The 15,828-nt window shown below is 38.5% G+C and carries 18 protein-coding genes and 1 pseudogene; 13 read left to right on the top strand and 6 right to left on the bottom strand.

All coding sequences use genetic code 11. The features are described from left to right. Window positions 1–79 precede the first annotated feature (79 nt). The 4 genes from B3297_RS20250 to B3297_RS20235 all read left to right on the top strand — a co-directional run bounded on the left by B3297_RS20250 (window position 80) and on the right by B3297_RS20235 (window position 2,047). Window positions 80–295, top strand: coding sequence for a hypothetical protein (locus tag B3297_RS20250; RefSeq protein ID WP_070565216.1), 216 nt, complete (start codon window positions 80–82; stop codon window positions 293–295). A 214-nt stretch (window positions 296–509) separates the two neighbouring features. Continuing rightward, window positions 510–638: a hypothetical protein gene (locus tag B3297_RS20245; protein WP_256602545.1), complete on the top strand. Its 129-nt coding sequence runs from the start codon at window positions 510–512 to the stop codon at window positions 636–638. 157 nt (window positions 639–795) lie between these two features. Next, window positions 796–1,017, top strand: coding sequence for a methyltransferase type 11 (locus tag B3297_RS20240; protein WP_070565219.1), 222 nt, complete (start codon window positions 796–798; stop codon window positions 1,015–1,017). 172 nt (window positions 1,018–1,189) lie between these two features. Beyond that, complete coding sequence (locus tag B3297_RS20235; RefSeq protein ID WP_286779371.1) at window positions 1,190–2,047, top strand: alpha/beta hydrolase; 858 nt, start codon at window positions 1,190–1,192, stop codon at window positions 2,045–2,047. Window positions 2,048–2,072: 25 nt separating this feature from the next. Here the strand turns inward: B3297_RS20235 and B3297_RS20230 are convergent, their stop codons facing one another. Further along, window positions 2,073–2,609 carry a GNAT family N-acetyltransferase gene (locus B3297_RS20230; protein WP_115049783.1) on the bottom strand — a complete coding sequence of 179 codons (537 nt, stop codon included), beginning with the start codon at window positions 2,607–2,609 and terminating at the stop codon, window positions 2,073–2,075. A 47-nt stretch (window positions 2,610–2,656) separates the two neighbouring features. Beyond that, the gene (locus tag B3297_RS20225) at window positions 2,657–3,823 is read right to left on the bottom strand and encodes an FN3 domain-containing metallophosphoesterase family protein (RefSeq protein WP_115049785.1); all 1,167 of its coding nucleotides are present in this window, start codon (window positions 3,821–3,823) and stop codon (window positions 2,657–2,659) included. Between the two features lie 239 nt (window positions 3,824–4,062). On the opposite strand from B3297_RS20225, the gene B3297_RS20220 reads away from it, so the two are divergent. The 7 genes from B3297_RS20220 (at window position 4,063) to B3297_RS20190 (ending at window position 12,628) form a co-directional block, all read left to right on the top strand. After that, entirely contained in the window at window positions 4,063–7,200 is a 3,138-nt protein-coding gene (locus B3297_RS20220; protein WP_286779370.1) for a SusC/RagA family TonB-linked outer membrane protein, read from the top strand. 4 nt (window positions 7,201–7,204) lie between these two features. After that, the gene (locus tag B3297_RS20215) at window positions 7,205–8,818 is read left to right on the top strand and encodes a RagB/SusD family nutrient uptake outer membrane protein (protein WP_046671676.1); all 1,614 of its coding nucleotides are present in this window, start codon (window positions 7,205–7,207) and stop codon (window positions 8,816–8,818) included. 17 nt (window positions 8,819–8,835) lie between these two features. After that, the gene (locus B3297_RS20210) at window positions 8,836–9,519 is read left to right on the top strand and encodes a hypothetical protein (protein WP_070565225.1); all 684 of its coding nucleotides are present in this window, start codon (window positions 8,836–8,838) and stop codon (window positions 9,517–9,519) included. Between the two features lie 8 nt (window positions 9,520–9,527). Beyond that, window positions 9,528–10,517: a DUF5007 domain-containing protein gene (locus B3297_RS20205; protein WP_070565228.1), complete on the top strand. Its 990-nt coding sequence runs from the start codon at window positions 9,528–9,530 to the stop codon at window positions 10,515–10,517. Between the two features lie 201 nt (window positions 10,518–10,718). Next, on the top strand, window positions 10,719–11,624 hold the full coding sequence (locus tag B3297_RS20200; protein WP_286779369.1) for an AraC family transcriptional regulator: 906 nt from the start codon (window positions 10,719–10,721) through the stop codon (window positions 11,622–11,624). 309 nt (window positions 11,625–11,933) lie between these two features. Then, on the top strand, window positions 11,934–12,425 hold the full coding sequence (locus B3297_RS20195) for an SRPBCC family protein (protein WP_286779368.1): 492 nt from the start codon (window positions 11,934–11,936) through the stop codon (window positions 12,423–12,425). Between the two features lie 17 nt (window positions 12,426–12,442). Then, a complete protein-coding gene (locus B3297_RS20190) occupies window positions 12,443–12,628 on the top strand; it encodes a hypothetical protein (RefSeq protein WP_070565235.1) in 186 nt (61 codons plus the stop codon). Here the strand turns inward: B3297_RS20190 and B3297_RS24910 are convergent. After that, a pseudogene (locus B3297_RS24910) lies at window positions 12,557–12,733 on the bottom strand (RNA polymerase sigma factor); the annotation flags it as partial. The gene B3297_RS20190 and the pseudogene B3297_RS24910 overlap by 72 nt on opposite strands. Window positions 12,734–13,035: 302 nt before the next feature. Here B3297_RS24910 and B3297_RS20185 point away from each other — a divergent pair. Next, complete coding sequence (locus tag B3297_RS20185) at window positions 13,036–13,431, top strand: hypothetical protein (RefSeq protein ID WP_070565238.1); 396 nt, start codon at window positions 13,036–13,038, stop codon at window positions 13,429–13,431. Between the two features lie 128 nt (window positions 13,432–13,559). Continuing rightward, complete coding sequence (locus B3297_RS20180; protein WP_286779367.1) at window positions 13,560–13,745, top strand: CsbD family protein; 186 nt, start codon at window positions 13,560–13,562, stop codon at window positions 13,743–13,745. A gap of 152 nt (window positions 13,746–13,897) precedes the next feature. Here the strand turns inward: B3297_RS20180 and B3297_RS20175 are convergent, their stop codons facing one another. From B3297_RS20175 to B3297_RS20165, 3 genes are read right to left on the bottom strand one after another with little or no spacing between them, the layout of a single operon-like run. After that, a complete protein-coding gene (locus tag B3297_RS20175) occupies window positions 13,898–14,827 on the bottom strand; it encodes a DUF5777 family beta-barrel protein (protein WP_286779366.1) in 930 nt (309 codons plus the stop codon). 16 nt (window positions 14,828–14,843) lie between these two features. After that, window positions 14,844–15,395, bottom strand: coding sequence for a YceI family protein (locus B3297_RS20170; RefSeq protein ID WP_070565239.1), 552 nt, complete (start codon window positions 15,393–15,395; stop codon window positions 14,844–14,846). Window positions 15,396–15,405: 10 nt separating this feature from the next. Beyond that, a complete protein-coding gene (locus B3297_RS20165) occupies window positions 15,406–15,813 on the bottom strand; it encodes a c-type cytochrome (RefSeq protein ID WP_070565240.1) in 408 nt (135 codons plus the stop codon). Between the last annotated feature and the right edge of the window lie 15 nt (window positions 15,814–15,828).

Genomic DNA, 15,828 nt, shown 5'->3' with positions numbered 1-15,828 from the left:
TTGTTTTTTCACCGAAAAATTATGGTGTTTTACAGTTTGTTTTTTGAAATTGGGCGGATAAACTATTCAATCTTTATTTATGATACACTTCTTTAATTCATTGGCAATTTTAACTATAGTAGGATTGGTAAGCCTCTCTACCAATGTGAAAACTAAAGATTCCCAGGCCAATATTGGAGACACGATGGTAGAATATAAATCTTCAATCAATGGCACTGTAAAGCCTAATACCTTACACAGTATGCGGCAAGATAAGATTCATTTATATACCGACTGCAAAGATTCCATTTTATAACATGAACTTTCTTATTTGAAGCTGCTGTTTTTATTTTTGAAAAATATAATTTTTAAATTACTTTTTTGTTATATAGATTAATTTCGTATATTGAGTTATAGTGAAAAATCCAAAGGGTATGTTACGGCATCTGTTCATTTGTGTAGAGCTCTAGCGTAATTTCTAGCTTTGGGAAGCCTATATTTTTAAATTGATTATTCTTAAATAGCTTGTTATGAAAAAGAAAAGTTCGTCGTGGTTTTTTTATGCCATTATTGCTATTGTCATTTGCGTATTTCTATTATTGAATCTACCAGAACTTATTCAGGGATTTATGAACGGTTACAATTCAGTTATTAAATAGCAACTCGATGTTCACCGTTTAATTTCCCATATTTACCGAGTTTTTTACTGTCTTTATCTAAATTTTGTAGCTGTTGCACGCCCCGTATTGTAGTTTAGAATGAGTAAACGGAATAGGACTAACACCGTATTTCTTGAATGGAACTTAATCTGATCTAATGAAACGAGTCGAAATATTTAAAACCAATGTTTATCGAATGAAAGATGCACAGCAAATTGTTGCAACTCTTGTCAGCCTGTTTTCATCTTATAAAATTAACTTCGATCTTGAAGATGAAGAACGTATTCTAAGAATTGAATCTTCGCAATTGGAAATTGAGACCAACAGCATTGTTAGAAAGATGTTTGAGTGGGGTTATCGTTGCGAAAGAATCATTTAATCATTCATGAAAAATAAAAAGCTAACTATTATATTAATTTTCGTTGTAAATTGCGCTGGTAATTTGTTGAACAAAACTGTTGGCAGTCCCTAAGGATGTTATGTCTAATAGTCAAGTATTTCAATATAAGATTACTCAAAAAAACATTGTTGGTAAGCGTAATATATCGGATATGATAGGCAATAGCATGCTCATTTTTTTAATGCTCTTTATTCTTAATACAGACTGTTTTGCACAAAATGGAACACCGTTAACGATAGGCACATCAGAGATATTGCATTCAAAAGTTTTGGCTGAAGACAGAATGATCAACATTCATCTTCCCGACAATTATAACCCCAATGATTCTGTTCGCTATCCAGTGGTATATGTTCTTGATGGTAGTATGGATGAAGATTTTTTTCATATAGCCGGTATTGTACGTTTCAGTACACAACCCTGGATCGATAGATTCCCGCAAAGTATTGTTGTTGGAATCGGTGGAAACACACGAAGGAGAGATTTTACCTTCCCTGTTGAAAACACAGATTTTATAGAAAAGGAAGGTTTTCAAAAAGCGAGCTTTCCTTCGTATGGTGGTTCAGAAAAATACCGGATATTCCTGAAAAATGAATTGATCCCTTATATAAATGGCAATTTTAAATCGAACGGAAAACAGACTTTAATTGGAGAATCATTGGCAGGACTTTTTTCATCAGAAATATTATTTAAACAACCCGAATTATTTGATGATTATATTATTATAAGTCCAAGTTTATGGTGGGGAGAAGAGTCTTTATTGACGCATGGGGAGAAGTTTCTGCAAACTAATTTGAAAAAAAATATAAAGGTTTACCTCGGTATCCCCAACAAGGAAGAAGACATAAGAATGTATGATGAGGCTATAGCGTTATCGGAGATTCTTAAACGAAACAAGAAGATTCATTTTGTATTTGATTACATGCCCGATGAATTGCATTCGACTGTAATACATCAAGCGGTCTACAACGCTTTTAAGAAGTTGTATCCAAAAACGGTCTATTCAAAGTAGTAATATGTCTATTCTGAGATTAGTTTTATTTTATACTTAGTTTTGTGCGATCACGCCACTCATCTTCCAGGATTGACATCAATAGCTTGTCGTGAAATTGATTATCTCTAAAACAGGCTTTACGCATTCTTCCCTCCAATTTAAAACCGGCGTTTTCATATGCTTTTATGGCTGTATAGTTTGGCTCAGATACCGTCAGCATAATTCTGTTGAGCTCTAGTTTTCCAAATCCGATAGCTAAGATTAATTTGGTAACTTGAGTGCCTATTCCCTTCCCCCATTCTTCGCGATCACCTATAAAAATAAAATACTCTCCAGATCTGTTTGCTTTGGAAATATTACAAATGCCTGTATAACCAATCAGTTTATTAGAGTCGTTTAGGAAAATTCCACGATTAAAATTTTTAGAATCGTTGACAACGGAGAGAAACCAATTGTCGATTTGATCCCTTGTGTTTAGCGACTGAAAAAGAGAAAGGGAGTACTTTATAGACATCTCATCATTGATCCATTCATAAAATGGAGAGACATCTTCGAGTGAGAGCGGCTTTAAATCGATCATCGTTTCATAAAAATGGTGTTCGTTATTTCATACGCGAATTTACCGCTTTATTTTAACGGCTTAATGATTACTTGATCGACCATTTTCCCCTGCTGATCGAGAATTTTGAAGATTCCTTTTTCGTCGTCTAAATCTACGCGGAGCACATTGTTGTTGGAATTTACAATGATCGGAAATTGTACTGTATTTGTCGCATTTTTGATAATGTGTCTATGTAAATGTCCTGATAACATGATCTGTGTTCCTGCTTTGTTGAGGATAGGAACAAATTTCTCCAAAATCTCCTGTTCCCCGTGCCAGCCACCAAAAGGGGGCATATGGCAGATTACGATCTTATATTTAGCATCTTTAAATGACGGGTTCTCAACTGCTTGAGCTAACCAGGCCGCTTGTTCGCTTCTATAGTTATCCATGTCTACAATACCGCTATATTCAATGTCGGTATCGGGCTTGTCTTCACCGCAATCTAAGACGATAAAACCGGTATTCCCATGCTTAAATTGGTAATATAGTTTACCTGTTGGTGTTGGGAAATATTTGGGATATTCAATGGCAAAAGGTCCACGTGTTTCATGATTGCCTCTTGCATAAAACATTGGTTTTTCACTGGCGAACTTTTTAATGGCGGTATCCATGAACCCCTCATACAGCTGTGTTTCACTGAGTAGATTACTAACCATATCACCGTTGAATACCACAAAGTCACTTGTCTTTAGATTGCCGATATCCAGTAGCTTATCGAGTACCTCATTGCGCTCATGAATATCATTGACAACTGTAAAATGGGTGGAGCTGGCATGGCCAAAGGTTTGGAAAAATAAGGGTGCCTTTTGATAAACATCACTGGCTACTACTTTTCCATATTGTACATTGACGCCAACATGTTTGAGGACTTCTTGACTATACACACGATATCTATAGCGTGTTCCAGGTTTTAGGTTGTTCAATGTAACTTGATGCAACGTACCTACTTTTTTGAAGCCATAGGCAGCCGCATAATATTTTGGTCTTTCCTTAAAGTAAAAGTGACTGGAGTCATCTGGGGCCAGCTCAACCCAGCCAGTAGCAGGCTTGTCTGTCGTCCAAATAATGGAAACAGATTGCTCTGTTAATCCTTGAATGAAAGGTAAGTGATTTATTCTGATCGCATCCTGACCAACTGCCATAAAACAATTGAAGAACAACAATAGGATGATGCATTTTAGTTTAGTCATTGTATTACCTGGGGCTATAATTGATTTTGGAACCTAAATCGGTTTTTTCTTGCGCTAAAGATATAAAATTGTGTGAACAAGCTATGGATTGAAATGTAACAGTCTTGCTAGACTAAAAGATGTCTCGTTTTGTTTTTTGCTAAAAAAGTGCTGTAAACAGGTAATAATTAAGAAAATGTGACCTGTGTTTGGCACTTATATTTGGAATAACCTAAGTAAGAGCACCTAATCAAACACAAATGAAAAAGATAGTTTTATTTTTATCTGTGTTTCTAACTTCACTAATTGCACTGGGCCAGCAGATCACGGGAACCGTACGTGATAAAAATGGTAAACAATTGGCCGGAGTAACTTTGAGAAACACGAGTACTTCCAACAGTACACAGACCGATGATCAGGGGAATTTTAAGATTTCAGGTAAATCCGGAGATATCTTAGAGACAAGTTTTATCGGATACGAGCGGGCTCGTCAACCCATTCCCGAGGCAGGCAAAATGACCTTTACCCTGGTCGAAACATTGAGTATTCTAGATGAAGCCGTAGTGATCGGTTACCAGAGTACCTCCCGCAAAAAAGCGACCGCTGCGATTTCAAGTATTTCGGGTAAAGATCTGGAAAATCTTCCGGCAGCCAGTTTTGATATGTTGCTTCAGGGAAGATTGGCCGGCGTCAACGTTCAGAATTTTTCTGGCGCTCCAGGTGCTTCGCCGACATTGGCTGTTCGTGGTACATCGGCCGTTAGCCTGAATTACTCCAATGACGATTATTACAATGTCATTAGTAATCCACTCTATGTTATTGACGGAGTTCCGCAGCCAACGGAACAATTTGTAGGCCCGAATACAGGAACAGGAACAAATTATCTAGCAGGTCTGAATCCGAATGATATCGAATCTGTGGATGTGCTCCGAGATGCTTCTGCCGCCGCAATTTATGGTTCTAGGGCAGCAAATGGGGTGATCATGATCACGACGAAAAAAGGGCGTAACGGAGATCCGCGTTTTATGTTAACCGGATATGGTGGTCTAACGCAACGGCCCGAACTCCGTGAAGTGACACTCGGAAGAACCGAGCGTGAGCAGAAGATGAGGATACTAAAGAATCAGCTTTCTTCCAACGATTTCAGAAATCTGCCCTTTATGCTTACCGATTCGTTGAACCCTGCATTCAATGGGAATACAGATTGGCAGGATCTATTCTACCAAAAAGGAAAGATTAAGAGTGCAGATCTTTCTGTTAGCGGCGGGTCAGCGATTAGTTCATATCGTTTTAGTGGGAACTATTACGATGAGGCGGGAATCATTAAAGCAACCGGATTTAAACGCTATACTGGAAGGCTCAATTTGTCCAGTAAGGCAATCAATGAACGTTTAACGATCAATCCCATTGTGGCCTATTCGTATAATAAGCGAGCGCGAGGAAGCGGGAGTGACGTGAGCCTAATTGCCTTGAGTGCCGGTAGTATGCCATCATCACTTTTTAATCTTTCAGATGCAAAAAAAACTTACCTTTTGGGTATCTATAATAGTAGTCTTGATAACAATGAATCTTCTAATCTGAATACCAATCTAAATCTGATTTTCAATATTGCACCAGGATTAACTTTTACTTCCCAATCCGCCTATATCAAAGATATGGCCAATAGGGCTTATAATAGGCCATCAGCTTTGATGAGCGGTGCCGGTAATTATTCGTCAGCTTATTCTTATGAGAATAGCCAAGTCAGGATATCGAACTTTTTAACTTATATCAAACAGTTTGGAAAACACTCTTTAAATGTACTATTGGGTCAGGAAGCGGAAAAAAATAAAATGCAAAATGTATCCGCATGGGGTAGTCAGGGGGTATCGGATCAGATCCAAGTGGTTACAGGATTTCTGCAAAATAACATCGGTGCCAACTCCGATTTGCAAAAGTGGTCACAGCTGTCCTATCTCGGTCGCTTTTCCTATGATTTTGATAGTAAATACCTGTTTTCAGGGGCTGTCCGTGCGGATGGATCGTCCCGATTTGGAGAAAACAACAAATGGGGATATTTTCCGTCCGCATCTGTCGGCTGGATTTTAACTGAAGAAGATTTTCTGAAAAACAATCCTATATTCACCTTACTTAAAATTAGAGGAAGTTATGGATTGACCGGATCTCTCCCTAAAAGTAACTATTTGCAGTATAATCTCTATAATGTCAATAATGGGGGGTATCAGGGTAATTCCGGAGCAACTTCCTATAATGGCCAAGTGGCTATTACACCAAACTTTAATAATGGCGTTGCCCAAAAAAATCTCAGCTGGGAGCGCAATAGGCAATGGAATTTAGGTGTCGATATGGAATTGTACAAGGGACGTTTTACAGCTATGGTAGATGTATTTAATAAGGAAAACTATGATGGGCTATTTGACGTCATGCTTCCCGTCACGTCCGGATACGATTACGCCAAAACAAATTCGGTAGGAATCCGCAATTCAGGTGTCGATATTCAATTGTCTGCTGATATGTTCCCACGTAGCTCCACATTGAGCTGGCGGTCCAATTTAAATATTTCCTATGTCAAGAATCGGATCATGAATCTGCCAAATGGCGGCCGCGATATGGTCATGGATGGCGATCGATTTGATAAATCTCATATCCTCTCGGTGGGCAGCCCGATCAATGCATTTTATCTCTATAAAACTCTGGGGGTTTTCTCGACCCTGGACGATATTCCGGTCAATCCATATACAGGCGAACGCTATCGAAATTCCAATGGAACATTCAATCCCGGAGATTTTTATTTTGAAGATATAGATGGCGATTATTTTGTAGACGTATTTAATAGTGGTATTAATCCAGATAAAAGGGCGATTGGAGATCCTAATTTTAAGTGGACCGGAGGCTGGAATAACGTCTTTAGTTATAAAGACTTTTCGCTTACTTTGTTTTTTACCTACGGTTTTGGGAGGGATGTACTGAATCTTTTTGAATCAGATCAATTCAGTAACTCCACTTCGGGCGATGCGACTTCAAATTTTGCTTACTATTCGATACGGGATCTGGACAAACTCAATATCTGGAAACAGCCCGGCGACAAGGCCGAATACGCAAAATATGATATCGGCACCTATCGTTACTATTACACCTCTGCGCAGACTTTCTTTTTAGAAAATGGTTCCTATATGCGATTTAAGAACCTGATTTTTTCTTACAACCTCCCTGAACGGATCAGCAAGAAATGGAGTATTTCCAAAGTGAGATTCTTTGGTATAGTGGATAATGTTGCCCGTTGGCAAAAATCAAAAAAATTGCCGGATGCCGAGGCTGTAAACCCATATGGAGAGTATAACGGTGGTGGTTATCCGATTCCAAGAAAATATACATTAGGATTTGAACTAACTTTTTAAGACGATGAAAAGATTTTTTTTAAACTATAGACTAGCGGTGCTATTGATGCTGGTTTTCTTGCTAGGGTCATGTAAAAAGTTTTTGGTGGAAGAACCCGTCAATTCGACTTTCGCGGGCGCATATTGGAAAAGCTCAGGGGATTTACGGAGTGCTATGGCAGGTAACTATGCTTTGGTACGGGATGTGATGAATTCGGGTAACTGGAATCCGAGTCCACGATACTTTATGTATGGCGATGCAATTGCCAAGAATTATTTTACAATCCAATATAATGGTGATGGACTCGAAGGGATCCAAAATGGAGATTTTACATTTCAATACAATGTAGAGAATTTTGGAGATTGGACCAAGTACTATAAAGCGATTACGATGAGCAATATCATTATTAATCGAGTTCCTAAGGTGGCGGACGATTTACTGACCGATGTGACCAATCCAACGAAGTTCAAAAATGAGATGCTTGGAGAGGCTTATTTTTTACGGGCGTTCACTTATTTTATGATGCTACGCGTGTGGGGAGACGTGCCCGTGGTAACGGAAGAATACGACGACCCTATTTCTGCTCCAGAATTAGCACGGAGTACCAAAAAAGAGGTTATGGCGCAGATCGAGAAGGATGCACTGCAGGCACATGAATTGTTGCCTTGGCAATATTCACTTGTTGGGAACGCCAAAGTCACAGCCAATAAAGGCGCGGTGAATGCATTGTTAGCTCATTTCTACCTTTGGAAGGCAACAATGAGTGATGTCAATTCAAACCAACCTGATCTCGAAACGGTAGACAAAGCAGATAAAGCCATCGATGAAATCTTAAATAATGGTATGTATTCATTGACCGACACATCTAATTATTATAAGACTTTCGAAGGACTTTCGAGTGAAGGTATTTTTGAAATTGCAATGAGTGAAAATACACGCGAAGGAACCAATCAACATATTGCCAATATGTTTTTGAGAACTGCGCAGCTGGCAACTTCTGGAACAAATTCGAGGTGTTATGTCAATGCAGATTATCTGACAAATCATTTTTATAAAATAGACCAGGTTTGGGACTGGTATTGGAATACAAGTTTGCAGCAATGGGAGTGGAAGGCGATGCCTTCACAGGTCTTCGACGATAGTGATATTCGTTGTAGACGTAATTTTACCGATCTAAACAGTGATAAACCTACTTGCGTAAAATATCAAAGTGTTGTCTACCGTAATCCCTCACAAAAGCAAGATGCTTATGTTAGCAATAATCTGATTGTCTTTAGGTTAGCGGATATGCGCTTGTTGAAAGCCGAAATTGCACTTTATAGAAATCAAGTTTCCAAAGCAATAGACATCATCAATGAATTTAGAAAAAGGAATGGCGCCGATGAATCTGCCTTCGTGGATAATACATCGAGTAAAGACGATGTCATGTACGAATATATTATTGAAAGAGGAAAAGAACTTTATCTCGAAGGGCATATTTTTTATGATCTATTGCGAACAAGGCAATACAGCAATTTTGTTCCATGGCTCTCGGAGTCCCGCTTCCGTCAGGAAGGATTCTATTGGCCAATTAATCCAGCCCTATTCAAAAATAATAACAAGTTGACACAGACCTCATACTGGAGAGGAAAGGTGTAAGCACTAAAAAAAGAATTATGAAAAAGATAACAGGATTGTTTGCGTCAATATTAATTTTTCTTTTCGCATGTAAGAAGGATAATTATAAAGTCGATGGTGGAAAGAGCGATGCCAACGTGAACCAGACAACTTATGATTTTTTGAAGCAGCATGGTAGCTTTGATTCGTTGGTTAAGATTATAGACCGTGCCGGTATTAAAGATATTGTGAATTCAGATGTCACGTTCTTTGCAACGAGCGATTATGGCGTACGGGATTATGTAGCCGCCAAAAAACAACAAAGGATCATTGAGGTGGGAAACGAAAATATTCAGTTCGGGATCAATAACATCCCAGTCAAAGAATTACGTGATTCGATGATGATCTACCTATTCGATGGAAAGATCACACGAGAAAATCTCAGCCCTGACAACAAATATTTTGTAAGCAAGCTTGGTGCAATTCCCAATGTCAGGTTCAATATCAAATTGCGCAGAACACGTGACTACAGCGATTATCTGGATTATGTAGATTATCTCAATTTCACAAAGGTGATCGGTACTCTTGATGCTGAGGAACCCGATTATAATGCGATTCCAAAAGATCAACTTGATAAATCCTATGATTGTCAAACCTCGGGAATTAGGACGACGACAGGTGTATTGCATGTATTGCAAAACACACATCGTTTATTTTTTAACGCCGGAAAAATGGCTGATTAGAAACTGATATGAAAACGAATTTAAAAATTTTATATAGCTTGCTGTTTGCTTTTGCGCTGACTTCTGGCTGCAAGAAAATTGAAAACGGCTTTTTGAGCGAAGGTATACGATATAAAGATAATACCATATTTTGCAAACGTGGAATGTCCCTAACGATGTCTGACCGTATTAATACAGATGGTTCTACGCCCCCCTATACATTCGAATTGTTAAACTTAAACGATGAAGCAACAGGTCAGCCCGCACCGGATGTCTTTTTTAAAGAATTTGACATTCTAACCTTTAAGCCTGGTTTAGTGTTCAATGCCGAGACAGATACCACGGTCGAACTACTCAATAAAAAGAGAGAAACAGTAAAGAAAGCCCCGATGGAATTTAATACAGTCAGTGGACAGCTGGTTTTTAATCGAGCTTCTGCCAATCTACCTTTAGGGCGTTTTAATTTTGATGTCAAAATGACCAACCCTAGAGGAGAGCGTGTATTCCCTAAATTGGCAACCATCGAGATTGTAGAACCTACGATTGATGATATGTTTAAAGTAACCTATCAAGCGGCAAGTGGATCGAGCGCTGCAGAAGTTTTTACCGGAATTACAGCCCCAAAAGTGACTTGTACAAAAATTTCAAACGATGGCGCTCGTGTTATCCTAAAGATCGTCGATAAAAATGGAAATGCATTCAATCCTAAAAATGGAGAAGTGATCAAACGGGGGGATCGACCGATGTTTGAATCTCATGTGAAGTTTAATCCAGTCCAAGTGACAGATAATTCGTTGATCTGTGATTTTGAGGTTGCACCTTTTCCGCTTGCTAAATTAATTGGAAAAGATGGAACAGATTGGGGTTTTCTCAATTACTATCGCATCCCCATGAAGTATGCCCAAATCGACGGCTTAAGTGCTAATAATGTCAACCCTGTTTTTGGATTCCAGCTATTGATGGAAGGTACTTATGAGGTTCAGGTAAAACTGCCAACGGTAACTCGTATTACACAATAAAGATTAGGGGAGCATAGTAAGTTCCCCACACTTTATTAAACCCAGATCTATATTAAACTTAGATGCCCACAGTGCGAAAATTAACCAATTATGAGCAAATTTTGACATTTTATTAGATGTGCGATTGACATTTCTCAATATGTTACGCTTGTTGTCTATATTTAGTAAAACCAATGTTGAGTAACCTAATACTAACATGCTATGAAAACGTTACAATTTAATATTCCTGTAATTAAAGGACAAAGCATCACTGTCCAGGAGGATATCTCGGAATCGTTCTATCCACATTTGCATCGTCATCAAGAAGCCCAGTTAATGTGGATTACGAAAGGAAAAGGTGTGTTGCTTGTGGATGAAACCCTCCATGCCTTTAAGGAAAACGATATATTTTTCATCGCTGCTCACCAAGCACATGTATTTAAATCTGTATCCGAGGATAAGGCTGGTGATGCCGCTAGATCCATTTCGATCTTTTTTGATCCGGAAGGGAGGTTGAAACAACTTTTTATGTTGGGTGAATTTGAATCCTTGGAGCAATTTTTAAGTCAGGATTCCAGGGGATTTAAGATTCCGGAGGTGGATTTCGACATGGTATCTAAGCGTATGCTGTTATTAAAACAATCGGAAAAGATCGATAAAATGATGCATTTCTTCTATTTGCTCCGGACACTAGCCCAAATTTCAAAGAGAACAGATGCGCTCTGTCCCGAACCGATGGAGACTGTAGTCGGTTCCACTGGAAAAAATAACCGCATAGAGAAGGTTTGTCATTATATCAATACACATTTTAAACATGGGCTTACTTTAGAAAGTGTTGCAGAAAGGGCACACCTGTCGCCACAGGCATTCTGCCGTTATTTCAAAAAACACTGTGGAATCACTTTAGTTGGTTATCTAAACCGGATACGAATTAATGAGGTTTGTAGTCAATTGGGAAAAGATCATTTACATTTGGAAAATATCTCATTTATTGCTTACAACTGCGGCTTCAATAGCATTACAAATTTTAACCGCGTATTTAAACAGATTATCGGCTGCACACCGAAAGAGTATATTTTGCGCTATGATCAGCGCTATACAGAAAATACAATTGTTTCATATGTTTAGTTTAAGGCCACGTCGTGAGACGTGGCTTTTATGTGGAGAGATTTAGTACGATCAGAAATCCTAATATTCCTAATTTTTGAAGCATAATCTTCATAGACGGTTTTATATTTGATTAGTAACGTGTTGTTTGGAGTATAAAAGTAATACAGCTATTATCCGCTATAAATTTTATAAAAGCGTCATGTACTACCCTAAAACTAAAGAAAAACTTGTCTTATGCTAAGGTCGATTGGAAAATCTATCTATAAATTCGTTAATAATAACGGAAAATCGAGGCCGTATTTAATATTCAAAAAATAAAAATTGGCAATGGAAAATTATAGTCAAACTATCCAGTTGGGTGTAACAAAGGATCGGGTCTTTAAAGCACTAACCGATGAAATACCATTTTGGTGGACAATCATGTTTGAGGGCTCTTCCAATAAGAATGACGATAGATTTACAATTCGCTTTGGAGATCTTATTTACAAAGTAATGCAAGTGGAAGACTTACATGAAAATGCAAAAGTTGTTTGGCATGTCGAAGATTCATTGATAGCCCTTCCCGAATTGAATAATCAAAAAGAATGGATTAACACAACGATCGTTTGGGACATCACAGAAAAAGAAAACGGGATTGTGTTGAAACTTGAACATATTGGCTTATCCCCTGAAATCGAATGCTATGATATTTGTACAGATGGATGGCGACAATTTGTGAAAAGTTTAGAAGCATATATTGAAACAGGTAAAGGACAGCTGCGTTTCTTTGGTAATTTATCGACAATTTCATGGAGTGTGGATGAAAGTTGTTTGGCATAAAAATCATCATGAGGACTATGCCGCAAGACAATTGTCTGATCGTGATCCAAAAGTTTCTTTCGATTATACTCTGCTTTGACCAAATCAATCACTACTGTTCGGGTGATACAGAATATCTGGGATTCTATGCTGGAATCAATATTTTTGTCACGCATATTTTTCCAGAGTTTGATAAATACACGCTGCACAGTTTCTTCGGCTAGATAAGAAGATTTGGTTTTGTTGAGCGCATATTGGTATACTTTGGAACTCCATACGTCAAAGTATTCCTCAAATCTTCGGACAATAGACGCATAATTGATTTCCATAGTGTAGGCTTGGAATAAATGAATTTAGCGATAATGCGCTTTCGCTCCAAGTTTTTTAAAAAATATTTTGCCTCTTTTCTTAGTGGATGAGATTTGTTTTCTGAATGATCTTCGATGTACGGTTATAGACTCTCAATTGGGCGTTTCGTCTTGGTCGGATTGTATTAATACCCTTAGACTGTATTTATACCTCTTCTTGGGCGTTTTGATACGTATGTTTCGAATCTTGTATTTGGACTGGCACAAAGTTTGAATTTTACCCTGCTGTAATACATAAATTATTCACAATAACACATCGACGTATGAAAAAATTAATTCAAACACTGGGACTAGGTATGCTTATTTTAACAGTATTAGTAGGCTTTACATCATGTAGCAAAGATGATGATCCGGCTGATAACGATCTTTTTGTTGGAAAATATGAAGGCACTATTGGCTTTGATGACATGAACAACAATGATAACGATGTTGCCTCGGGAGAAGGAACGGTTACTGTAACAAAAGTTGGCGATACCTATAATTTTGCTTTTGGAAATGGCATTCCTAATCTCAATGGAGTAGATTTTGAAAAAAAGGATAACGTCTTAGTTAATATCGGCTCAGCAGGTACGGGATTTATCCGTATTGATGCCGGTAAATTGACAATTGGTTATACAAAAGACGGCAAGGCATGGACGGCCAATTGTAATCGGAAATAGTCCTGCGAAAAATAGAAAGCGCCTGTTTGCCAGGTGAATGTTGTGAGTTTAACATTTTATAACATTATTTTCTAAACGATTTGCGGAGCGATACTGTTCTATTAACAAACAATAAAACGAAAGTAATTATGAGCGAATTAACATGGAAAGGCCGTTGGAACGAAATCAAAGGCAAGGTAAAACAACAATATGCAGACCTTACCGACGATGATCTATTGTATGCTGAGGGCAAAGAAGACGAATTGGTAGGTAAGCTTCAAAAGAAGACCGGTAAAACACAGGATGAGGTAAATATGTGGTTGAACGATTTGTAGGTTTAGTATTGTGTGATAAAAAGCGGATAACAGCATTGTTATCCGCTTTTTTAATTTGATAACAATTTCCTCAATGAACTTTTATGCTTGTTGAATTCCTATTGCCTTGTACGGATTGTTTTCGTTACAAATCATCAACAGCGCAATACCTTTTATTTTTTGTTAAAATTGAATCGTCGCGCAATACTAAATCCCCAGCGAAATTGCCCTTTGCCCCATGAGCTATTTGTTTCGCTGATAAACTGAGATTCTTGTATTGCGGTCGCATTGGTAAAATTGAGGTGGAAGATATGGCCTCCGGTATCCATTTCTAGACCGACACCCAAAGCATTATAGTAACGTTGACCACCCACTTCTTCACGGTACTTCTTGTTCGATGCTTTTCGGAAAGGCAATGTATAGTCTGCGACTAGCGCAATTCGATTACTAACCTTAGCCCGCCCACCGATACCGATAGCGAATACATCATTTTGATCATTAAAAGCCGTATAATTTCGGTGAAGATAAGAAGGAACTACAACGAGCGAAAGATCTGAGCTGAATTTTCGGGCGATGATGAGCTGCGTTACATAACTCAATCGGTCATTGAAGTTCTCAAAGCTTGCTGCTGAAGACTTATCCGTACTAGCTTCCATCGCGGATAGGGTAGTGCTTCCAAAAAAAGCTACGGAAACAGGTATGCTATTGTCGACCGTTTGTTCGATAAATCGGTATTTCACATTACCCTCAAATAGCTGCCGAGCAGCCGTTGCGCCCTTCGCGCGGGCGATTCCAATGTTCAGGTTATCGAATAAACCATAATCAAAACCTATTCGGATGTCGGTCGAATTATCGAGGCCAAAGAAATTTTTACCTCCACCCGCGCTGCCCGCGATATCGCCAAAGCGGTGATCTACTCTAAAGTCCATTTCATTACGATGAATTGTTTCTGTGGTCTTGAGATTGATCAAATTGCTGGATTTAAAGGTCGCCGTGACTTTTTCATTTTTGGGTGCATCGATATGGATTAATTTATCGAGATCTTCCTGCGCAAATGACTTTGCGAAAGGAAAGCAAAGGAGTATAAGTAGTATTTTTCTCATTTGTAATGAATTCGTATTATGGTTTGTAGGTCGCATCAACGGTGATTTTGACTACTTCAGCAATTTTTTTTCCAACGATGGAAGGAATAGAAATTTTATGATCTGCAAGTTTGACCTGAAAATTTGCTACCGCCTTTATCGTGCCATCTGTAACAGTAAATGTTGCCTTTGTACTGTAAGGTTTAGTAACCCCATGGATTAGAAGTGTGCCTCTTACGTTCAGCGTATAGCTGCCATCCTTTGTTAATTTGTCCGCGTTGTCGACTTTGCCTTTAAATTCTGATAGGGGGTATTGATCACTTTCCATGTAATTTTCATTGAAATGCTCCTGCATGAGCTTTTTGTCAAATTGAAAAGATGTATTTTTTACCCGAAAGATGATATCTCCGGTTTGAAGGTTCATCGCCGAAGCGCCTAAGGTACTTTTGGCTTCGATGTCTTCCAATGGCGCATTACTAAAAAAGGTGATGCTGGTCTCTTTTGAAACAAAAGAAGCCTTTTGCTGCGCAAAGGTCGTCATAGCGATGAGCATCATGAAGAGCGCTATGTACATGTTGATTTTTTTCATATGCCTAACATTAGTTTTCAGGTGAATTCCTTTTGATCCATGCATCCAGCAGTTCTATTTCTTTTGCGGAGAGTGAGCTGCCTAGTGGCATGGATTTGGTCACCAGTACCGCATTATTAATCTTTGCAATATTGTCTTTGACGGAGATATAACCACTGAACGTCCATCGTCCACTTGCCGAACGTCCTGTCGCGTGGCACGAACTACATTTCGTTTCAAAGAGTGCTTTAGAAAAATTCGTGTAAGACACATTTAGTACCGTCACAGTTTCAGTGCCGTTATCCGGATTGTTCGTAAGTTCTTGCGCCTGCTTTTTGGTACAGGCGGAGAAGGAGAGAACTGTTAAGGTAAAGAAAAAAATGACTAGGTAACGATGTGCTCTGAGGCAAGGATTTACGGTTTTTAGATTTTGTGCCATAAGTTTGAATAGTTA

The sequence above is a fragment of the Sphingobacterium sp. UBA3519 genome (assembly GCF_002377215.1).
Classification (GTDB): Bacteria; Bacteroidota; Bacteroidia; order Sphingobacteriales; family Sphingobacteriaceae; genus Sphingobacterium; species Sphingobacterium multivorum.
This window is presented reverse-complemented; position numbering and strand designations above follow the sequence as displayed.